Origin of the sequence: Pseudomonas sp. NY15181, assembly GCF_048068055.1 — a bacterium.
In the GTDB taxonomy this organism is placed as follows: domain Bacteria; phylum Pseudomonadota; class Gammaproteobacteria; order Pseudomonadales; family Pseudomonadaceae; genus Pseudomonas.
In genome coordinates, this window is the sequence record NZ_JBLUPT010000002.1 from 558,239 (window position 1) to 578,721 (window position 20,483).

At 65.4% G+C, this 20,483-nt stretch carries 22 protein-coding genes; 13 read left to right on the forward strand and 9 right to left on the reverse strand.

The window, feature by feature from the left end; translation table 11 throughout:
- Nucleotides 1-32: 32 nt before the first annotated feature.
- Nucleotides 33-503, reverse strand: coding sequence for a DUF1348 family protein (locus ACNFBT_RS08060; RefSeq protein ID WP_416748122.1), 471 nt, complete (start codon nt 501-503; stop codon nt 33-35).
- A 179-nt stretch (nt 504-682) separates the two neighbouring features.
- The gene (locus tag ACNFBT_RS08065; protein WP_416748124.1) at nt 683-1,657 is read right to left on the reverse strand and encodes a GlxA family transcriptional regulator; all 975 of its coding nucleotides are present in this window, start codon (nt 1,655-1,657) and stop codon (nt 683-685) included.
- A 225-nt stretch (nt 1,658-1,882) separates the two neighbouring features.
- Between ACNFBT_RS08065 and choX the strand changes: the two genes are divergently transcribed.
- The 5 genes from choX (at nt 1,883) to ACNFBT_RS08090 (ending at nt 6,376) form a co-directional block, all read left to right on the forward strand.
- Nucleotides 1,883-2,821, forward strand: a complete 939-nt coding sequence (gene choX / locus ACNFBT_RS08070; protein WP_416748126.1) for a choline ABC transporter substrate-binding protein — start codon at nt 1,883-1,885, stop codon at nt 2,819-2,821.
- Nucleotides 2,822-2,889: 68 nt separating this feature from the next.
- Complete coding sequence (locus tag ACNFBT_RS08075) at nt 2,890-3,774, forward strand: 3-keto-5-aminohexanoate cleavage protein (protein WP_416748128.1); 885 nt, start codon at nt 2,890-2,892, stop codon at nt 3,772-3,774.
- Nucleotides 3,775-3,918: 144 nt separating this feature from the next.
- Nucleotides 3,919-4,884, forward strand: a complete 966-nt coding sequence (locus ACNFBT_RS08080; RefSeq protein ID WP_416748130.1) for an L-carnitine dehydrogenase — start codon at nt 3,919-3,921, stop codon at nt 4,882-4,884.
- Nucleotides 4,885-4,966: 82 nt separating this feature from the next.
- Nucleotides 4,967-5,440, forward strand: coding sequence for a thioesterase family protein (locus ACNFBT_RS08085; protein WP_416748132.1), 474 nt, complete (start codon nt 4,967-4,969; stop codon nt 5,438-5,440).
- A gap of 6 nt (nt 5,441-5,446) precedes the next feature.
- Nucleotides 5,447-6,376 (forward strand): alpha/beta hydrolase, encoded by a 930-nt coding sequence (locus ACNFBT_RS08090; protein ID WP_416748134.1) that lies wholly within the window; start codon nt 5,447-5,449, stop codon nt 6,374-6,376.
- Here ACNFBT_RS08090 and ACNFBT_RS08095 read toward each other — a convergent pair.
- From ACNFBT_RS08095 to ACNFBT_RS08105, 3 genes are read right to left on the reverse strand one after another with little or no spacing between them, the layout of a single operon-like run.
- On the reverse strand, nt 6,373-7,005 hold the full coding sequence (locus ACNFBT_RS08095; RefSeq protein WP_416748136.1) for a c-type cytochrome: 633 nt from the start codon (nt 7,003-7,005) through the stop codon (nt 6,373-6,375). The two genes, ACNFBT_RS08090 and ACNFBT_RS08095, sit on opposite strands and share 4 nt — an antisense overlap.
- Nucleotides 7,006-7,021: 16 nt before the next feature.
- The gene (locus ACNFBT_RS08100) at nt 7,022-8,254 is read right to left on the reverse strand and encodes a molybdopterin-dependent oxidoreductase (RefSeq protein WP_416748138.1); all 1,233 of its coding nucleotides are present in this window, start codon (nt 8,252-8,254) and stop codon (nt 7,022-7,024) included.
- Nucleotides 8,255-8,267: 13 nt separating this feature from the next.
- On the reverse strand, nt 8,268-8,432 hold the full coding sequence (locus ACNFBT_RS08105; RefSeq protein WP_416748140.1) for a hypothetical protein: 165 nt from the start codon (nt 8,430-8,432) through the stop codon (nt 8,268-8,270).
- 107 nt (nt 8,433-8,539) lie between these two features.
- Here ACNFBT_RS08105 and ACNFBT_RS08110 point away from each other — a divergent pair, with 107 nt between their 5' ends.
- Both ACNFBT_RS08110 and ACNFBT_RS08115 read left to right on the forward strand, forming a co-directional pair.
- Nucleotides 8,540-9,424 carry a LysR family transcriptional regulator gene (locus ACNFBT_RS08110; RefSeq protein WP_416748142.1) on the forward strand — a complete coding sequence of 295 codons (885 nt, stop codon included), beginning with the start codon at nt 8,540-8,542 and terminating at the stop codon, nt 9,422-9,424.
- Between the two features lie 268 nt (nt 9,425-9,692).
- Entirely contained in the window at nt 9,693-9,941 is a 249-nt protein-coding gene (locus ACNFBT_RS08115) for a hypothetical protein (protein WP_416748144.1), read from the forward strand.
- A 152-nt stretch (nt 9,942-10,093) separates the two neighbouring features.
- On the opposite strand, the gene fabF is transcribed toward ACNFBT_RS08115, so the two are convergent.
- Entirely contained in the window at nt 10,094-11,362 is a 1,269-nt protein-coding gene (fabF, locus tag ACNFBT_RS08120; RefSeq protein ID WP_416748146.1) for a beta-ketoacyl-ACP synthase II, read from the reverse strand.
- 106 nt (nt 11,363-11,468) lie between these two features.
- Here fabF and ACNFBT_RS08125 point away from each other — a divergent pair, with 106 nt between their 5' ends.
- A complete protein-coding gene (locus tag ACNFBT_RS08125; RefSeq protein ID WP_416748148.1) occupies nt 11,469-11,963 on the forward strand; it encodes a winged helix-turn-helix transcriptional regulator in 495 nt (164 codons plus the stop codon).
- A 115-nt stretch (nt 11,964-12,078) separates the two neighbouring features.
- On the opposite strand, the gene ACNFBT_RS08130 is transcribed toward ACNFBT_RS08125, so the two are convergent.
- Complete coding sequence (locus tag ACNFBT_RS08130) at nt 12,079-12,303, reverse strand: type II TA system antitoxin MqsA family protein (protein WP_416748150.1); 225 nt, start codon at nt 12,301-12,303, stop codon at nt 12,079-12,081.
- Nucleotides 12,304-12,440: 137 nt separating this feature from the next.
- Here ACNFBT_RS08130 and ACNFBT_RS08135 point away from each other — a divergent pair, with 137 nt between their 5' ends.
- A complete protein-coding gene (locus tag ACNFBT_RS08135) occupies nt 12,441-12,839 on the forward strand; it encodes a VOC family protein (protein WP_416748152.1) in 399 nt (132 codons plus the stop codon).
- Between the two features lie 692 nt (nt 12,840-13,531).
- Nucleotides 13,532-14,008 (forward strand): Bro-N domain-containing protein, encoded by a 477-nt coding sequence (locus tag ACNFBT_RS08140; protein WP_416748153.1) that lies wholly within the window; start codon nt 13,532-13,534, stop codon nt 14,006-14,008.
- A 263-nt stretch (nt 14,009-14,271) separates the two neighbouring features.
- Here the strand turns inward: ACNFBT_RS08140 and ACNFBT_RS08145 are convergent, their stop codons facing one another.
- Nucleotides 14,272-15,378 carry a GlxA family transcriptional regulator gene (locus ACNFBT_RS08145; RefSeq protein WP_152227726.1) on the reverse strand — a complete coding sequence of 369 codons (1,107 nt, stop codon included), beginning with the start codon at nt 15,376-15,378 and terminating at the stop codon, nt 14,272-14,274.
- Between the two features lie 374 nt (nt 15,379-15,752).
- Nucleotides 15,753-17,129, reverse strand: a complete 1,377-nt coding sequence (locus tag ACNFBT_RS08150) for an L-serine ammonia-lyase (RefSeq protein ID WP_416748156.1) — start codon at nt 17,127-17,129, stop codon at nt 15,753-15,755.
- Nucleotides 17,130-17,470: 341 nt separating this feature from the next.
- Between ACNFBT_RS08150 and ACNFBT_RS08155 the strand changes: the two genes are divergently transcribed.
- The 3 genes from ACNFBT_RS08155 (at nt 17,471) to choW (ending at nt 20,481) form a co-directional block, all read left to right on the forward strand.
- On the forward strand, nt 17,471-18,409 hold the full coding sequence (locus ACNFBT_RS08155) for a choline ABC transporter substrate-binding protein (RefSeq protein WP_416748158.1): 939 nt from the start codon (nt 17,471-17,473) through the stop codon (nt 18,407-18,409).
- Between the two features lie 239 nt (nt 18,410-18,648).
- Nucleotides 18,649-19,587: a choline ABC transporter substrate-binding protein gene (locus ACNFBT_RS08160; RefSeq protein WP_416748160.1), complete on the forward strand. Its 939-nt coding sequence runs from the start codon at nt 18,649-18,651 to the stop codon at nt 19,585-19,587.
- Nucleotides 19,588-19,641: 54 nt separating this feature from the next.
- Nucleotides 19,642-20,481 carry a choline ABC transporter permease subunit gene (choW, locus tag ACNFBT_RS08165; protein ID WP_416748162.1) on the forward strand — a complete coding sequence of 280 codons (840 nt, stop codon included), beginning with the start codon at nt 19,642-19,644 and terminating at the stop codon, nt 20,479-20,481.
- The last annotated feature ends 2 nt before the right edge of the window (nt 20,482-20,483 follow it).

Sequence of the window (20,483 nt, forward strand, 5' to 3'; positions counted from 1 at the left end):
CTGCCGTCCCTGGTCCTGTCGTGCCCCGAAGGTTACAGCCCCAGATCGCTCAACGACGGATGATCATCCGGCCGCCGACCCTGCGGCCAGTGGAACAGGCGCTCGTCCTCGCGGATCGGCAGGTCGTTGATGCTGGCGCGCCGCTCGAACATCAGGCCGTTCTCATCGAACGCCCAGTTCTCGTTGCCATAGGAGCGGAACCAGTTGCCCGAGTCGTCGTGCCACTCGTAGGCGAAGCGCACCGCGATGCGGTTGTCGGTGAAGGCCCAGAGCTCCTTGATCAGCCGGTATTCCTGCTCGCGGACCCATTTTGCGGTGAGGAATTCGACGATCTGCTCGCGGCCCTCAAGGAAGGTCGCGCGGTTACGCCAGTGGCTGTCGGTGCTGTAGGCCAGCGATACGCGCTGCGGATCGCGGCTGTTCCAGGCGTCTTCGGCGAGGCGGACCTTCTGGATGGCGGTTTCCCGGGTGAAGGGCGGGAGAGGGGGACGGGCTTCGCTCATGGTGGTCTCCGAGGGGCAGTGGATGAGGAACCTGTGTGCATCCTCCGTATGTCCCGGTTCTGGGTAAATGACGGTAATCCCACAGATATTGCCAATGCGCTTTTCGTGGGAGCGAGCTTGCTCGCGAACGCTCCCGCAGCGGGTTCTTGTTCGCGAGCAAGCTCGCCCCTACACGGTATTCATGCCGGCGGTGCTGCCGCTTTCGCCACTGCCTTGCGCAATCCCACCCGGTCCTGGCTCGGGCACACCCCGAACTTCGCCCGGTAACTGCGCGACAGGTAGGAGGGCGTCTCGAAGCCGCAGGCCACGCCGACCTCCAGCACGCTCATGTCGGTCTGGCGCAGCAGCTGGCGCGCCTTGTCCAGGCGCAGGCCGAGGTAGAAGTTCGACGGCGTGTCGTGCAGGTGCAGGCGGAACAGCCGCTCCAGCTGGCGCCGGGTGACCTGGATGTGCTCGGCCAGCTCCAGCGTGGAAAGCGGCGGCTCGGTGTGGCGCTCCATCTCGCCGATCACCTGCACCAGCTTGCGGTTGCTCACCCCGTAGCGGCTGGCCACCTGCAGGCGCTGGTGGTCCTGGCGGGTGCGGATACGGCCGACCACGAATTGCTCGGAGACCTGCACCGCCAGCTCCGGGCCGTGGTCCTGGGCGATCAGATCGAGCATCAGGTCGATGGATGCCGTGCCGCCGGCGGAGGTGATGCGCGGGCCGTCGATCTCGAACAGCTCCTGGGTCGCCTCCACCTGTGGATAAGTCTCCCGGAAGGCCTCCAGGGCCTCCCAGTGCACAGTACAGCGCTGCCGCGCCAGCAGCCCGGCCTCGGCCAGCACGAAGCTGCCGGTGTCGATGCCGCCCAGGATCACGCCATCGCGGTCGAGTCGTTTCAGCCAGTGCAGCAGCGCCGGGGTACAGGCGCGCAGCGGCTCGAAGCCGGCGACCACCAGCAACGTGTCGCCTTTCTTGAGCGCTTCCAGGCCACTGTCGGCGTTCATCGACATGCCATTGCTGGCCAGCACCGGCCCGCCGTCGAGGCTCATCAGGTGCCAGCGGTAGAGCTCGCTACGGAAGCGGTTGGCCACGCGCAGCGGCTCCACGGCGGAGACGAAACCCATCACGGAAAAGCCGGGCAACAGCAGGAACCAGAAGTCTTGGGACATGTTGGATACCGTGCGATTCAAGGCGGCGGCCGGGAGGCGTTCGACTGGCATAGTGCAATTCGCCGGCGCTGGCAATCGGGGTGGTCGCTGCTGTGCAAGAGCTGGTCGCCCCAGTGCGATTCGCGGGGTCTTTGGCTGCGTAACGTGAACACCAGTCCCGCCCTGAGGGACCGCATGACAAACAACAACGATAACCAGCGCCGCAAAGGCCTTGTGGGAGATGTCATGAAGTCAACGATCAAAGCGGTCGGCTGCGCCGCGCTGTTACTCGCCGCCAACACCACCTGGGCCGCCGAGCCCGCGCAATGCCAGAACGTACGTATGGGGTCGGTGAACTGGACCGACGTGGTGGCCAGCAGTGCAATTGCCGAAGCCGTGCTCGACGGCCTGGGCTACAAGGTCAAGCAGACCAGCGCCTCGCAGCAGATCGTTCTTGCCGGCATGGCCGACAAGCAGCTGGATGTCTTCCTCGGCTACTGGCAGCCGACCATGCAGCCGGTCGCCAAGCCCTACCTCGACAAGCAGCAGATCGACGTCATCTCCCCGCCCACCCTGCCCGACGCGCAGTCCACCTACGCCGTGCCGACCTATGTCTACAATGGTGGCCTGAAAACCTTCGCCGACATCGCCAAGTTCCGCGACAAGCTCGACAACAAGATCTACCTGATCGAGCCGGGCAGCGGTTCCAACCGCATCACCGCGAAGATGATCGCCGACGACAAGTTCGGCCTGAAGGGCTTCCAGATCGTCGAGTCCAGCGAGGCCGGCATGCTCACCGCGGTCAAGCGCGCCATCAAGCGCGAGCAGTGGGTGGTGTTCTTCGGCTGGAAGCCGCACCCGATGAACCTGCAGATCGACATGAAATACCTCTCCGGCAGCGACGACGCGTTCGGCCCCAACGAAGGCTCCGCCACCGTCTCCATCATGACCGCTGGCGGCTACCAGCAGCAGTGCGGCAACGTCGCCAAGCTGCTGCACAACCTGAGCTTCACCAGCGAACAGGTCAGCCAGGTGATGGCGCCGATCCTCGACCGCACCCAGCCGGTGGATGCCGCCAAGGCCTGGCTCAAGGCGCACCCCGAGTCCCTGCAGAAGTGGCTCGCCGGCGTGACCACCTTCGACGGCAAGGACGGCCTCGGCGCCGTTCAGGTCTCGCTCAAGTAACTCCCTGCGGAACGCCCTGCGCACCGCCGCGCAGGGGTTCCGTTCGCCCACAAGAAGGAATGCCCACCGTGAATTACGAAGTCATCGTCACCTGCGCGGTGACCGGCGCCGGCGACACCGTCGGCAAGCACCCGGCCATCCCCGTCACCCCCAAGGAAATCGCCGCCGCCGCCATCGAGGCCGCCAAGGCTGGCGCCACCGTCGCCCACTGCCACGTCCGCGACCCGCAGACCGGCAAGCCCAGCCGCGACGTGAACCTCTACCGCGAAGTGGTCGAGCGCATCCGTGAGAGTGACACCGACGTCATCATCAACCTCACCGCCGGCATGGGCGGCGACCTCGAGATCGGCAAGGGCGAACGGCCGCTGGAGTTCGGCGCCGGCACCGACCTGGTCGGTCCCATCGAGCGCCTGGCCCACGTCGAGGCACTGCTGCCGGAAATCTGCACCCTGGACTGCGGCACCCTGAACTTCGGCGACGGCGACTTCATCTACGTCTCCACCCCGGCCCAGCTGCGCGCTGGCGCCAAGCGCATCACCGAGCTGGGCGTGAAGGCCGAGCTGGAAATCTTCGACACCGGCCACCTCTGGTTCGCCAAGCAGATGCTCAAGGAAGGCCTGCTGGAAGACCCGCTGATCCAGATCTGCCTCGGTATCCCGTGGGGCGCGCCGGCCGACACCACCACCATGAAGGCCATGGCCGACAACCTGCCGCCGGGCCTGACCTGGGCCGGCTTCGGCATCGGTCGCTCGCAGATGCCCATGGTTGCCCAGGCCATGCTGCTGGGCGGCAACGTGCGCGTCGGCCTGGAGGACAACATCTGGCTCGACCGTGGCGTGCATGCCAGCAACGGCCAACTGGTCGAACGCGCCATCGAGATCATCGAACGCCTCGGCGGGCGCGCCCTGACCCCGGCCGAAGGGCGCAAGAAGATGAACCTCAAGGCCCGTTGATTCCGCCGTATGAACTGACCGCCACGCCCTTCGTAGGAGCGAGCTTGCTCGCGAACCCGCCCAGCTCTTGAGCTGCCGGTTGACTCTGTTCGCGAGCAAGCTCGCTCCTACACGGTGCCACTGCCCCTCTTTGGAGTGCTTTCCATGTCCTTTATCACCCAAATCAAAACCTTCGCCGCCCTCGGCAGCGGCGTCATCGGCAGCGGCTGGGTCGCCCGCGCCCTGGCCCACGGCCTCGACGTCATCGCCTGGGACCCGGCCCCCGGCGCCGAAGCCGCCTTGCGCGCCCGCATCGCCAATGCCTGGCCGGCGCTGGAAAAAGCGGGCCTGGCCCCCGGCGCCTCGCAGGACCGCCTGCGCTTCGTCGCCACCATCGAAGAGTGTGTGTGCGATGCCGACTTCATCCAGGAAAGCGCCCCCGAACGCCTCGACCTCAAGTGCGAGCTGCACACCAAGATCAGCGCCGCCGCCAAGCCCAACGCCCTGATCGGCTCCAGCACTTCGGGGCTGCTGCCCAGCGAGTTCTACGCCGACGCCACGCACCCCGAGCGCTGCGTGGTCGGCCACCCGTTCAACCCGGTCTACCTGCTGCCGCTGGTGGAAGTGGTGGGCGGCGAGAAGACCGCGCCGGAAGCCGTGCAGGCGGCGATCAAGGTCTATGAGTCCCTCGGCATGCGTCCGCTGCACGTGCGCAAGGAAGTGCCCGGCTTCATCGCCGACCGCCTGCTCGAAGCGCTCTGGCGCGAGGCGCTGCACCTGGTCAACGACGGCGTCGCCAGCACCGGCGAGATCGACGACGCCATCCGCTTCGGCGCCGGCCTGCGCTGGTCCTTCATGGGCACCTTCCTCACCTACACCCTGGCCGGCGGCAACGCCGGGATGCGCCACTTCATGGCCCAGTTCGGCCCGGCCCTGCAGCTCCCCTGGACCTACCTGCCGGCTCCGGAACTGACCGAAACCCTGATCGACCGAGTGGTGGAAGGCACCGCCGAACAGCAGGGCTCGCGCAGCATCGCCGAGCTGGAACGCTACCGCGACGACTGCCTGCTGGCCGTGCTGGGCGCCATCAAGGACACCAAGGCCAAACACGGCTTCGCCTTCGCCGACTAACCTCACGGTTCATCACCCGCTCCGAACCGCCCCCTCTCCCTCAGGGAGAGGGCTGGGGTGAGGGCCTCACGGAAGTCATGCCATGCACGCCCTGAAAACCTACGAAACCCCCATCCTCGCCGAGTGGACCGACTACAACGGCCACCTGCGTGATGCCTTCTACCTGCTGCTGTTCAGCTACGCCACCGACGCCCTGATGGATCACCTGGGCCTAGACGCCGAGCACCGCGCCGCGACGAACGACTCGCTGTTCACCCTCGAAGTCCACCTCAACTACCTGCACGAAGTGAAGCAGGACGAGCAGGTGGAGGTGCGCACCCAGCTGATCGCCCATGACCGCAAGCGCCTGCACATCTTCCACAGCCTGCATCGCGCCGGCGAAGACCTCGCCCTGGCCGCCAGCGAACAGATGCTGCTGCACGTGAATCTCGAAGGTGGCGCACGCTCGGCACCTTTCGAAGGTGTGGTGCTGGAGCGCGTGCTGCAGCTGGCCGAGGCACACCGCACATTGCCGCGCCCGGACTATGTCGGGCGCACGATTGGCCTGCCGGGTTGATCGCCGATGACGCGGCACTATCCGCTGTCTGACACCATGCGGGCCTTCGTCGCGAGGACCCAGTCCTACGCCACGAAGGACCCTTCCATCACTGCCCAGCGCGCGTCTTACGAGCGTATGGCGGCCGACTTCACCCCGCCGCGTCCGCCGGGCTTGCGCATCAGTGAGCTGTGCCTGGACCGCCTGCCCACCGTACGCCTGTACCGTCCGGCCGATCTTCCACCCGCTACCGGCTGGCCCACCGTGCTCTACCTGCACGGCGGCGGCTGGACGCTGGGTGGCCTGGGTTCCCATGAGTTCATCACCGCCGAGTTGGCGCTCGAGCTGGGCGCGCTGGTGGTGGCGGTGGACTATCGGCTGGCGCCGGAGCACCCGTATCCCGCCGCGCTGGATGACTGCCTCGCCGTCTGGCGGCGCCTGCGCAGCGGCACTCTGGGCGAACCAGTCGATACCTCACGGCTGCTGGTGATGGGTGACAGCGCAGGTGGAAACCTTGCCGTCGCCCTGTGCCTGGCCTTGCGTGAGGCGGGCGAGCCGCAACCCGGTGGACAGCTGCTGATCTACCCCGCACTGGGGGACGGCGAGACACCTTCGCGGACGTCCTGTGCCGATGCGCCACTGTTGTCGCGGGAAGACCTCGACGCCTGTCTGGCGGCCTACCTGCCCCATGCTGGCGATTGGCGTGATCCGCTGGCGTTGCCACTGCGCTCTGGCGACTTCCGTGGCCTGCCGCCGGCATTCGTCGCCGTCGCCGAGTTCGACCCGCTGCGCGATGACGGTGAGCGCTACTGCATGGCGTTACGCGAGGCCGGAGTCGACTGCGAGTTCTTCCCCGGCCATGGCCTGGTGCATGGCGCCCTGCGTGCTCGCGGCGTGGAGGAGGTGGAGGCCCTGTACCGGGCGCTCTACCAAGCGCTGCGGCGCTTCCTCCGCTAGGGCGCTGGCTGGCCGAGGATGAACTCGGCCAGCGTCTTCAATTGCACATCGTCCAGCGCCGGGAACGGCGGCATCGGGATCTGTCCCCAGCGCCCGACGCCGCCTTGGCGAATGTGCTCGGTCACGCTCTGCAGCGCCTGCGGATCACCTCGATAGCGCCCGGCCACCGCCTGGTAGGCCGGGCCGACCACCGTGCGGTCGAGGGCATGGCAACCCAGGCAACCGTTGGCGTCGAGCAGGCTGCGGGCATCCTGCTGCGCCGGGCTGGCTGGCGTCGGTGCCGGCGCTGTGGCGACGGCCTGGGCGCGAGGCTTGCCGGAATAGGCGTCGGCCAGATAGGCAGCGATGGCATCGGCCTGGCGATCGTCGACCGGCGCGCCGTAGGCATGCTGCATCTTCGCGACTTCCCCACGCCATTGGCTTTCGCTCATGCCGGGAGGCTGCAGCTGGATGTAGTCCGCCGAATGGCAGAGGGTGCATTTCTGGTTGGCGATGGCGTAGCCGGGCAGTTCCGAAGGCGTCAGGCGTGCGGTTTCCGTGGGCAGCTCGATGCTCACGGGCTCGGCCCGCACGGCTGTCGCCAGCAGGCCGGAGCAGGCGAGCGCGAGCAGGAATCTGATTGCAGGCATGGCAGGCGTTCCTGTTCTAGATGATGTGCAGCGGCAGCGATTCGATCGAGTGGCGGGCATAGCCGCCGGGGTTCCAGGTCGGCTCCGCCGGCTGCGTGTCGCCCCGTGCGTTCCGGGCCCGCACTTGCAGGTGAATGACGCCGCGCTGGCGTGGCCGCCATTCCGCACGCCATTCGCGGAACGAGTAATTGCCCAGGTCCTCGCCGAGCCGCGTGGGTTGCCAGCTGCGACCGCCGTCGTCGGAAATCTCCACACTGCGGATACCACTGCCGCCGTCGAAGGCGATCCCGCGCAGGGCCTGGTTCTGTCCCAGCTGAAGGGTCTGCCCCTCGCGCAGGCTGGTCACGAACGAACGCACCGGCAGGCGGCCGATGGGGCGGCTGGCGCCCAGCGTGCTGCCGGCCGGCAGGCACTGGCAATCGTTGTCGGGGACGCGGTAGGCCTTCTGCATGAAGAAGCCGTCGAACTCGTGGTCGATGACTTCGATCTCGCTCAGGTGCTTGATCCAATAAGTGCCGAAGTAACCGGGTAGCACCAGGCGGATCGGGTAGCCGTTGAGCAGGGGCAGGTCTTCGCCGTTCATGCTCCAGGCGATCAGCGGTTCGGCGCTCAGCGCGTGCTCGATATCGATGGCCTTGGTCATGCTCGGCGTAGCCGGCAGCACAGGCTGGTCGAGGCCACGGAAGGTGACCTGGCGAGCGCCGTCCAGCACGCCGGCGTGGTTCAGCACTGTGCGCAGCGGCAGGCCGACCCAACGGGCATTGCCCATCGAGCCGTGGCCCAGCTGGGCGCCGAAGACCCGTGGCTCGAAATAGCCACGGCTGTTGCCGGAACACTGGTTGACCGCGACCACCTCCGCGGCCTCGCCCAGCGCCTTGAGTGTCGGCAGGTCGAGGTCCAGCGCCTGGCGGACCTGGCCGTGCACGCGCAGGCGATAGCTGGCCGGGTCGATGCGGGTGGGCAGGTTGGCCAGGTGATAGCGCACGAAAAAGGCGTCGTTGGGCGTCAGCAGGCTCTCGTCGAACACCTCGAAGGGCGTTTCCAGATGCGGAGGACGCGTGGTGATCAGCATCAGCGGGCGCTTCTGCGGATAGGCGACCAGCTCCCGCTCGCCGTTGGCGAAGGGCTGCCGGACGACGTTCGCCGCCAGTGCCTGGAGTGGCTGGGTGGCCAGGCCCGCGCCCGTGAGCAGGGCGGCCTGGAGGAAGTGGCGGCGATCGAGGCCGCCGCGCTGCTGGGAATCGCTCATGCGGTCGGCTCCTTCATGCCAGGATCAGTCGGATCGGCACGCAGATGCCGTTGTAGTGCGGCCAATGCGTACATCCCAGGAGAAATGACGCGCTGGCCAGGGCTGCGCCCAGGAACAGGCCGGGCAGGAGTTTCCGGGCCGGTGGTCGGTTGGCCGTAAAGACGGAGAGGGTGTGCATCCTTCGCTCCTCTGGTGAGGTCACAAGGTGCACGGTAAGAGCCGGGTATTAATTTGTTAAACGAATAGTTCCTGTATTAAATACCTGAAAAACAGGTAGATAAGTCCATGGCCCTGAGTTTTCGCCAGCTTCAGATCTTCTGCGCGGTGGCCCGCACCGGCAGCACCACGGCGGCGGCGGAATCCATTTCGCTGTCGCAGTCGGCCACCAGCGCGGCCCTCAACGAGCTGGAGTCGCAATTGTCCACGCGCCTGTTCGACCGGGTCGGCAAGCGCCTGCAACTGAGCGAGGTCGGTCGCCGCTTCTTGCCCCAGGCGCAACGCCTGCTGGACGGCATGGCGCAGCTGGAGCAGCAATTCATGGCCTCCGCCACGCCCCAGGCGAGCCTGACGGTGACCGCCAGCAGCACCATCGGCAACTACGTGCTGCCGCGCCTGCTGGCGTCCTTCGAGCAGGTGCAGCCGAGCGTCCGGGTGAACGCGAACATCGGCAACACCGGCTCGGCGGTGGGCGAGGTGGCGGCCTTCGCCGCGGACATCGGCCTGATCGAAGGGCCCTGCCACGAGCCGGGATTGCTGGTGGAACCCTGGCTGGAGGACAGCCTGATCGTGGTGGCGGCGCCGGGGCATCCGCTGGCGTCGCGGCCGCAGGTCTCCCGCGAGCAGTTGCGCCGCGCCCGCTGGTTGCTGCGCGAGCCGGGTTCGGGGACGCGCGAGCAGGTCAGCCATGCCCTGTTGCGCCACCTGCATTACCTGGAGGACAGCCGGGACCTGGGCAGCTCCGAGGCGATCAAGCACAGCGTCGCCGCCGGGCTGGGGATCAGTTGCCTGTCGCGCTGGGTGGTCGAGGAACAGCTGGCCTGCGGGGCGCTGGTGGAGCTGCGCAGCAGCCTGCCACCGCTGCGGCGGCGCTTCTACATGCTGCGCCAGCGCGACAAGTTCCTCTCGCCGGGCCTGGAGTGTTTCTGGCGGCACTGCCGCGCGGGTGTCTAGCGCGAGGGCAAAAAAAATCCCCTGGGACGCCCGACGCGTGACAGGGGACAAAGCGAGCCGGTGTCTGGCTCTCAGTGTGTTCAAGGCCCGGGCCGGCAAGGCTCACGGGTTGTGCATGGATTTCAGTCTGCCTGTCGGGTCGCCCGTGCGGTTAGCCGAAAACGACCTGCGCGTGCCCGTTGAGGACATTCCATCGACCGGGTGCTTGCCGCCCCTCGCCGGGCTTACCAGAATCGGTGGAAACCAAGCCGCTCCCAGGAGAACTGCCATGATGCACGCCGACCTGATCGACCAGGACGATTTCCGTGAGCGCCTGCAGGCGCTGGGCTTTGCCGTACCGCCGGACGTCACCGCCGAGCAGGCCTGCGAATACGCCGTGCGCGCCCTGACCCCGGAACGCTCCATGGCCCTGCGCCGCCTGGTGGAGGAACTGCTCGTCGGCAACGCCACTTTGCTGCCCGCCGTGCGCGAGGCGATCTCCCGCCAACTGCTGCCGGCGCTGGTGCCCAAGCCCTGAAAATTGGGCTCACGGGAGGGCTGCTCCTGTGCGCCGATTCCCATGTCCCGTCCAAGCGTCCAAATCAACTTCCCTGCCTGTGGCGGGGAAGTTCTCATGGGCGAGCCGCCGGAGCTCCCCTCCCCACCGTCGATCTGGCAGCTGACGCCCCCTTACTCACCCTGCCATTTCTTGAACAGCACACTGGCATTTACACCACCGAAGCCAAATCCATTCGACAGTGCGTAGTCGGTCGCCAGCTCCGTTCTTGTGCGGGCAATGTCCAAGCCCTCGGAGGAGGGATCGGCGTTCTCCAGATTCAGTGTCGGTGGCGCTACCTGGTCCCGCAGGGCCAGCACGGTGAAGATGGCCTCGATCCCTCCCGCCGCGCCGAGCAGGTGGCCCGTCGAGGATTTGGTGGCGCTGATCACGGGCGACGTCTCTCCGAAGACGGCCTTGATCGCCGCCAGCTCGGCGTTGTCGCCAACCGGCGTCGACGTGGCATGTGCGTTCAGGTGGCCGACCTGGCCCGGTGCGACGCCGCCTTGCTGCAATGCCTGGCGCATGGCCCGTTGGGCCCCGTCTCCATCTTCCGGCCCCGAGGTGATGTGGTAGGCGTCGGCGCTGGTTCCGTAGCCGATCAGTTCTGCGATGGGCGTGGCTCCGCGTGCCAGGGCGTGCTCGAGTTCTTCGATCACCAGAAGGCCCGCGCCCTCGCTCATGACGAAGCCGTCCCGCGCGCTATCGAAGGGGCGAGAGGCTTTTTCGGGGGCATCATTGAAAGCGCTCGCCAAGGTTCGCGCGGCAGCAAAACCCGCGAGGCTGACTCTGTGAATGGCGGCTTCCGCGCCCCCACACAGCGCGATGTCCACTTCGCCGGACCTGATCATGCGAGCCGCGTCACCAATGGCCTGTACGCCGGCGGCACAGGCCGTGACCGGTGCCCCCAGGGGGCCTTTCAAATGGTGGCGAATGGAGACCTGGCCGGCGGCGAGGTTGCAGAGGAAGGACGGTATGGTGAACGGCGAGAGACGGCGTGGGCCTTTGCTGTCGGTGGCACGCACCGCGTCCGCAATGGCCGGGAAGCCGCCGATGCCCGAGGCGATGATGGTGGCAGTGCGCTCCTGCTCGATGGCGGAGGTCGGCGCCCATTGGGCCTGTGCCAGGGCGTCTTCCGCTGCGGCCAAGGCGAACAGGATGAAGCGATCGACCTTGCGCTGCTCCTTCTGGGAAAGAACGCTGTCAGGGTCAAACCCGCCCAGAGGATCTGTCTCAAGCCCGGGTACCTGACCGCCGATGCGCACGGCCAGATCGCCAATCAGCTCCTCTGGCAGGGCACGAATACCCGAGGCACCTGCGAGCAGTCGCTCCCATACGAGTTCAACACCTCGACCGAGCGGTGTAACCGCCCCCATTCCGGTAACGACGACACGCTTTCTCATGAAGGCTTCGCTCCTTTACGGTTAAATACCTGGGTAAAGGAAGTTACTATCATAATGAAAGTCACATCCGGAGCGGATTTTTTCCGGACAACCATGAGCGATGCCTATGCAGCGTAAGACCCTCTCTGACTCCCTATGCCCGATCGCCCTCAGCCTGGAGCAGGTTGGCGAATGGTGGAGCCTGCTGATCATGCGCGACGCGCTGCAGGGGGTATCCCGATTCGACGAGTTCTCCAAAAGCCTGAACATCGCTCCCAACATGCTGACCCGCAGGCTGAACGCGCTCGTGGAGGCTGGGCTGCTGGAGCGCCGCGCCTACTGCGTCAAACCGCTCCGACACGAGTACATCCCGACCGGAAAAGGGAGGGATCTGCAGGTCGTGCTTTATGCCTTGATCGCCTGGGGCAATCAGCACTTCGTCTCGGATGAGATCGCCGTACAGGTTGTGGACAGGACTTCAGGAAGGCCGCTGCGCCCGATGATGGTCGATGAAGTGGACGGCAGGGTGGTGCCTTGGGATGAATGCGACCTGGCGCCTGGCCCTGGTGCCAGTCAGGGGATTGTCGAGAGACTGCAGTTCATGAAGGACGCTCTGAAGTAGTGGACCGCAAGGGGGCAGGTTCATTTTTCTACTCCAAAGTCGGATTGGAGTGCGGGAATTAAATCTGTCCTCTTTTTCAGTCTCGGCGCACTTCCTCGGCCAATCCTTGCGGACCTCACGGATCAGCATTTGGTAGCCGGTCCTGGTTCACCTGACGGCGGTGCTTTGCCATGGCCTGCATGACGCGCTCGCTTTCGTCTGGCCCGAAGATGGATTCTCCACAGGCATCGCACCAGTCGGCCTCAACCTGGGCAATGGTGGTGGCCTGCCCCTTGTAGGAATAGGGGAGGTCGCGAATGGCGTGCACCAGGTCAGCCTGACCGCAGACCGGACATTGCATGGTCACTTCTCCTCGAGTGAGACGATGCGCAAAGGTGAAACTAACCCCATGGGCTTATTCAGGCGACGAGACCCGATCGATTCGGAAACGGCCTACTCGTGACCTAGACTGCCCCCTTCAACCGAAGGAGAGCCGTCATGGCCCAAGCCACCCCCTTCCTCATGTTCCAGGGCGGCGTCGCGCAGTCGGCGCTGGATTTGTACCTCGCCACCTTCCCCGATTCCCGCGTGCTGCACGTGGAGCGTTACGCCGCCGGTGAGCCGGGGCCGGAGGGGACGATCAAGGTGGCGCGCTTCGTGGTGTGCGGGCAGGCGTTCATGTGCTCGGACAGCCCGGTGAAGCATGACTTCGATTTCACGCCGTCCTGTTCGATCTTCGTGGAGTTCGATTCGCAGGATGTGCTGGATCGGATTTTCGATGTGCTGGCCGAGGGTGGGCGGGTCTATATGCCGTTGGGGGTCTACGGTTTCAGTCGGCGCTTTGGCTGGGTGAGCGACAGGTTCGGGGTGTCGTGGCAGCTCAGTCTGCCGCTGTAGGCATCGGAGCCGGTCTTCAGAAGCTGGCCGTGTGCGCGATTCGCGGGTATGGAACGCTCCTGCACGGGCGCCGTACGGCAGCAAGCTCCTTCGGCTACAGATTCTTCCGCGATGGATTTCGCGGACAAGGTCCGCTCCTACCAGATACATCTGCACTCGGGACGGCCCTCACCCTAACCCTCTCCCAGGGGGAGAGGGGACCGTTCGGTGCAGGATGAAACCTTCGCGTCAGCCGGCTCGGACTGCTCCCTCTCCCTTGAGGGAGAGGGCTGGGGTGAGGGGGATGCATCGGCACGGACTCCCCAGAAGAAGACAGTTGCTCCTACAAGGAGACGACGTTCTCCCGGTGAGGAATATTTTCCTCGGTCGCGCTCTTTAGTGCGGGGGATTTGGGGAAACGCCCTACACTGCGCCGGCGTTGCGGTCTTACAAGCCCTCTGCGTAGCGTTCCTGGCACCACGTTTCGGCGTGGTCAGGTGTGGAAACCTGCTTAGAACTTACGAACGCCATAGCAGAGATGATCGGCCATCAAAGTCGATTTGCTCTGGTTTTCTATGGCGGACCGTGTGAGGCGGACTTCAGTCCGGCCGGTCTTCTTTCGTAAGTTCTCCGGTTTTCCACCCTTGCACGGTCCGCCTCCCTTTTCGGATGTTTCGGGCGGCGGCTTCCTGTCATGAGCAAGGAGCTACAGCATGAATACTTCGACGTCCTTCTCGGCCGAAGACGGCCTGATTCCTCATTCCTTCGTGCGTTACAGCCGGCGGCTGCGTGGCGTGCTGATCGATCAGCAGGCGTGGTTCGTCCTGCGTGACCTGGCCAAGCTCACGGCCAGCCACCTGGGCCCGCGCGTGGCGCAGAAGCTGGACCCGGACCAGTCGCGCTGGGAGCGCCTGGCGGGCGCGGAGGAGGATGAGCTGCTGGTGAGCGAAAGCGGTGTGTATGCGCTGTTGATGCTGCACTTCTACCACCCGGAGAACCGCAGCCTGCGGCAGTGGTTGAGCAATGAGGTGGCGCCGGTTTTGCGCGAGGCGGAGCAGCACAACGCGCTGTTGCCGCGCCACCAGTTCCGGGAGATGCAGGGGCAGCAGGTGGCGGTGCTGGATTGGCAGGGGCGGTTGTGGATGCGCGTAGTCGATGCGGCGCGGTTGATGGAGCTGGAGGGGCGGTAGCCGCTTTTCGTAGGAGCGGATTTATCCGCGATCAGGGGCCCTCAGTCTGCTTCGACATAGTTTTCTGGATCCCCCGCGTTCGCGGGGATGACGTGTGCGGAGGATGGTGCATAACACCGTCACTCCCGCGAACGCGGGAGCCCAGAAGACAGTTGCTTCTACGAAGGGGAATCTCTGTGCGCGGAGTTGCCCTCACCCCAACCCTCTCCCGGAGGGAGAGGGGGCTGTTCGGTGTGAGAGGGCGCTTTGGCGTTAGCCGGTTGTCAGAGCACGCGCACGCTGGCGAAGGTGGATTCGCCCTGGGCCTGGCTGAGGGCGGAGATGGCCGAGGAGTTGGGCATGAGGGCCAGGTCCTGCGGGATGGGCATGACCATGACCGGCTGGCCGATCGGCTGGCCCTGGCGTTCGTCGCGCGGCGGGATGCCGAAGTATTCGCGGTAGCACTTGGAGAAGTGCGGGGTGGAGACGAAGCCGCAAACCGAGGCGACTTCGATGATCGACATGGAGGTCTGCTTGAGCAGCTGGCGCGCGCGGATCAGGCGCAGCTTCAGGTAGTAGCGCGACGGCGAGCAGTGCAGGTACTTCTGGAACAGACGCTCGAGCTGGCGGCGCGAGACGTTGACGTAGACGGCCAGTTCGTCGAGGTCGATGGGCTCTTCGAGGTTGGCTTCCATCAGCGCGACGATTTCCTGCAGCTTCGGCTGGTTGGTGCCGAGCATGTGCTTGAGCGGCACGCGCTGGTGGTCCTGTTCGTTGCGGATACGTTCGTAGATGAACATCTCGGAGATGGCGGCGGAGAGTTCGCGGCCATGCTCGCGACCGATCAGGTGCAGCACCATGTCCATCGGCGCGGTGCCGCCGGAGGAGGTGAATCGGTTGCGGTCGATGGAGAACAGGCGGGTGCTCATGGCCACGCGGGGGAAGGCTTCCTGCATGGCGGCCAGGCATTCCCAGTGCACGCTGCAGTCGTAGCCGTCGAGCAGGCCGGCGCGGGCCAGGGCCCAGCTGCCGGTGCACACGGCGCCCAGCTTGCGGCCGTGGCGCGCTTGCGCCTGGAGGAAGGTGACGTGTTCGCGGGTGACGCTGCGCTGGATGCCGACGCCGCCGACCACGATCAGGGTGTCCATCTGCGGGGCGCTGTCGCAGGAAGCGTCGGGGGTGATCTGCAGGCCATCGCTGGCCCAGACCTGGCGGCCGTCGAGGCTCAGGGTGTGCCAGCGGTAGAGTTCGCGACCGGATAGCTGGTTGGCCATGCGCAGCGGTTCCACCGCCGAGGCCAGGGAGATCAGGGTGAAGTTGTCCAACAGCAGGAAGCCGATGGACTGCGGAGCTCGGTTTTGCGGGGGAACTCCGGGGTTGAACGCGTTCATTCGATCACCTCACGCTAGTCACAGTCGCCTCTTGGGAGGCGTTTCTTATGTTTGTTGTCTGCTGGGGAAAGTCCGCCATGGGCGGTCCCCTGGCTGTTCCTCTACGTATTGCAAGGCAAATGCCATGCCTACATTGATTGAGCGTTCAATAAAAAAAGAAAACGGCATGGGAATGCCGTTTTTAACGGGTCGGATTGCGACCCGCTGCAGGTCGCAAATACGTATGAGGTGGGGCCTGGGGATTTCGGTAGCACTCGCCGGTCACGGTGCCGGCGGTGCTTTGCGCCAAACGGTAACGCTCGTTGGGTGATCGGTACGCGCGTACTGCTGCGCCATATTGTGGCGTTTTTACGACCGAGTGGTCGATTTTGGGGTCAGCACTCGATGCTGCTGACGGCGAGGCCGCCGCGGGAAGTTTCCTTGTACTTGTCGTGCATGTCGGCGCCGGTGTCGCGCATGGTGCGGATCACCTGGTCGAGGCTGATGAAGTGCTGGCCGTCGCCGCGCAGGGCCATTTGGGCTGCGTTGATGGCTTTCACCGCGGCGATGGCGTTGCGCTCGATGCAGGGCACCTGGACCAGCCCGCCGACCGGGTCGCAGGTCAGGCCGAGGTTGTGTTCCAGGCCGATCTCGGCGGCGTTCTCCACCTGCTCGGGGCTGGCGCCGAGGACTTCGGCGAGGCCGGCGGCGGCCATGGCGCAGGCCGAGCCCACTTCACCCTGGCAACCGACTTCGGCGCCGGAGATGGAGGCGTTCTTCTTGCACAGGATGCCGACGGCGGCGGCAGCCAGGAAGTAGTTGGTGACGTCGTCGTCGCTGGCGTCGGGGTTGAAGCGCATATAGTAGTGCAGCACCGCCGGGATGATCCCCGCCGCGCCGTTGGTGGGCGCGGTGACCATGCGCCCGCCGGCGGCGTTTTCCTCGTTCACCGCCAGGGCGAAGAGGTTGACCCACTCCATGGCGGAGAGGGTGGAGCCGATGACGTTGGGCTTGCCGATTTCCTGCAGGCTGCGGTGCAGGCGCGCGGCGCGGCGCTGCACGTTGAGGCCGCCGGGGAGGATGCCTTCCTGGTTGAGGCCGCTGTTCACGCAGTCGCGCATGGCCTGCCAGATGACCTTGAGGCCCTCGCGGATGTCGGTTTCGCTGCGCCACATGCGCTCATTGGCCATCATCAGCTCGGACACGCGCAGGTTGTGGCGGCGGCACAGGGTGAGCAGTTCGGCGGCGCTGGAGAAGTCGTAGGGCAGGACGGTGTTGTCAGTGTCGAGGCTGCCAGAGGCGGCCTGCTCTTCGTCGACGACGAAGCCGCCGCCGATGGAGTAATAGGTGTCGCTGTGCAGCTCGCCGTCGTTGTCGAAGGCAGTCAGGCGCATGGCGTTGGGGTGGTAGGGCAGGTTCTCGTCGAGCAGGCGCATGTCGCGCACCCAGTCGAAGGGCACGGCGTGGGTGCCGGCCAGCAGCAGCTCGCCAGATTCACGCAGGGCGGCCATGCGCGGCTCGATCTGCTGCGGGTCGATGCGATCGGGCCATTCGCCCATCAGGCCCATGATGGTCGCGCGGTCGGTGCCGTGGCCGACGCCGGTGGCCGACAGCGAGCCATATAGGCGGACTTCGATACGGCGGGTGCGTTCGAGCAGCTGGCGCTGGCCCAGGTGGCCGACGAACAGCGCGGCGGCGCGCATGGGGCCGACGGTATGCGAGCTGGAGGGGCCGATACCGATCTTGAACAGGTCGAACACACTGATTGCCATGCCGGACTCCGAGCGGGCTGCGCATCCTGCGAGGGTGGGGGCGGGGGCACGTCCCTGTGCCCGCGTTGCGCCGCCATCATCGACCCATGCGCTGGCGCGGCCCCTTCCGGCACCGACTTGGCCATATCCAAAAGCGCCGTTGGCGTCGAGCAGCAGGGCGCGGCGGCGGTAACGCGGGGGTTGGTGTTCCGTCGACGACGAGGTCATGTCTGGACGCGACATCCAGGGGCCGGACGTCGATTGGTCGATAGGCGCGGGAATCCGCCTTGTTCCATGATCCGACCCCGACGAACGGTATCGGACCGTGCGCGCCCCCTTCCCCGCAGTCAGAGGCTGGTCTCATGAAGAGTCTTGTGTCGTCGCTGTTGGCGTTATCCGTGGTACTGCCGGGCGTTGCCCGGGCTGCCGAGCCGGAATCCTGTGCCGTCGTGCGTTTCGCCGACGTGGGCTGGACCGATATCACCGTCACCACGGCGGTCACCCGCCTGGTGCTCGCCCACCAGGGCTACCGCACCAAGGTCGAGCGGTTGTCCGTGCCGGACACCTACAAGTCCATGGCAGAGGGCAAGATCGACGTGTTTCTCGGCAACTGGATGCCGAGCATGGCGGGCGACATCAAGCCCTTCGCCGACAAGGGCACGGTGGAGACCGTGCGGGCCAACCTCGAAGGCGCCAAGTACACCCTGGCGGTGCCCCAGTACGCCTATGACGCAGGCCTGAAGAGCTTCGCCGACATCGCCAAGTTCAAGGAGCAGCTGGGCGGCCGCATCTACGGCATCGAGCCGGGCAACGACGGCAACCAGTTGATCAAGAAGATGATCAACGAGAAGGCCTTCGGCCTGGGCGACTTCAAGCTGGTGGAGTCCAGCGAGGCTGACATGCTGGCCTACGTGAAGCGCGCCGGGGCGCTGAAGCAGCCGATCGTGTTCCTGGGCTGGGAACCTCACCCGATGAATACGCGTCTGCAGATGAAGTACCTGGACGGAGGCGATGCCTACTTCGGGCCGAATTATGGCGGCGCCACGGTCTTCACAAACGTCAGGGCAGGCTATCTTCAGGAGTGCCCGAATGTCGCGCGGCTGCTGAAGAACCTGAAATTCGACCTGGCGATGGAGAACCAGCTGATGGATGCGGTGCTCAACGAGCGGCGCAATCCGCGGCAGGCCGCCAAGAGCTGGCTCAAGGCCAATCCGCAGGTGCAGGACATGTGGTTGCAGGGTGTCGCGCCGAGCGCTTCCGGCGGCGCGGCGGAGGGTTCGAAGTCCCTTGCCAAGGACTGATCACGACCCTCGCAGGTCGCCTGGACCGGGCCTTTGAATTGGATGCGACATGCCTGGTGCTGAATGCGACTTCGCCTGCACTGGTTGCGACGCACCCGGTATGCGGCGAATTTTTCCTGTTCCATGATCGATCACGAAATGACGAGAAAAGGGCCTCAACCCTGGCCCTACTAACAACAAGAGACCGCCGCGCCCACTGCGGGTAGCGCCGGCGCCCCACCCCGCAGAGGAGTACGTCCATGAAAGGTTGCAAGTCTTTGCTGCTGGCTGTGTCCGTTTGCGCGCCGCTGGCGGTTCAGGCCGCTGAACCTGAGTCGTGCGGCACGGTTCGCTTCTCCGACGTCGGCTGGACCGACATCACCGTGACCACGGCCACCACCCGCCAGGTGCTCGAATCGCTTGGCTACACCACCAAGGTAACCATGCTGTCCGTACCGGTGACCTACAAGTCGCTGGCGAACAAGGACATGGACGTGTTCCTCGGCAACTGGATGCCGAGCATGGCCAACGACATCAAGCCCTACGCCGACAACGGCTCGGTGGAGACCGTGAAGGCCAACCTGGAAGGCGCCAAGTACACCCTGGCGGTCACCCAGGCGGCCTATGACGGCGGCCTGAAGTCCTTCGCCGACATCGCCAAGTTCGCCGACAAGCTGGACAACAAGATCTACGGCATCGAACCGGGCAACGACGGCAACCGCCTGGTCCAGGGCATGCTCGACAAGAACCAGTTCAACCTGGGCAAGTTCAAGCTGGTTGAGTCCAGCGAGGCCGGCATGCTCTCGCAGGTCGGACGCGCCGACCGCCGCAACCAGTGGATCGTGTTCCTGGGCTGGGAACCGCACCCGATGAACACCCGCTTCAAGATGAAGTACCTCGAGGGCGGGGATGACGTATTCGGCCCCAACTACGGCGGCGCGACCATCTATACCAACGTCCGCAAGGGTTACGTCCAGGAGTGCTCGAACGTCGGCAAGCTGCTGACCAACCTGACCTTCACCCTGGACATGGAAAACAAACTCATGGATGCCGTGCTCAACGGGGGCAAGAAGCCCGAAGAGGCGGCCAAAGCCTGGTTGAAGGACCATCCGGAACTGCTCGACGCCTGGCTCGCCGGCGTGACCACCCGTGACGGCAAACCGGCCTTGGCGGCAGCCAAGGTGGCATTCTCGAAATAAGTGCCGAAGTAATTGCCGTTGGCCGATTCCTCAAGCTTCTGATGGGCCCGCATTATGTTTCTGACTGACCACAAGCTCCCGCTGGGTGAACACATCGCCGCCTTCGTCGAGTGGCTCACCCAGCATGGCGCTGCGTTTTTCGACAAGATCTCCGACACCCTCGAGTTCCTGATTCACGCTGTCACCAACAGCCTGCTCTGGTTCAACCCGCTGGCCCTGATCGCGCTAATGGTAATCGTGGTGTTCTACATCCAGCGCAGCTGGGGCCTGGCGGCGTTCGCCCTGGCCTCGCTGCTGCTGATCCTCAACCTGGGGTACTGGCAGGAGACCATGGAGACCCTGGCGCAGGTGATCTTCGCCACGGTCGTGTGTATTGCCATCGGGGTGCCGCTGGGCATCCTGGCGGCGCACAAGCCCTGGTTCTACACCGCGCTCAGGCCGCTACTGGACCTGATGCAGACGGTACCCACCTTCGTCTACCTGATCCCCACCCTGACCCTGTTCGGCCTGGGTGTGGTTCCGGGTCTGATCTCCACGGTGATCTTCGCCATCGCCGCGCCCATCCGCCTGACCTGCCTGGGTATCCAGGACGTGCCGGCGGAACTGCTGGACGCCGGCAAGGCCTTCGGTTGCTCGCGCTGGCAACTGCTGACCCGTATCGAACTGCCCCACGCCATGCCCAGCATCGGCGCCGGGGTCACGCAATGCATCATGCTGTCGCTGTCGATGGTCGTCATCTCCGCGCTGGTGGGTGCCGATGGCCTGGGTAAACCCGTGGTCAACGCGCTCAACACGGCGGACATTTCCCTCGGCTTCGAGGCCGGTCTGGCCATCGTACTGCTCGCCATCCTGCTCGACCGGGTGTGCAAGCAACGTTCGCTGCGGGGGAGGTAAGC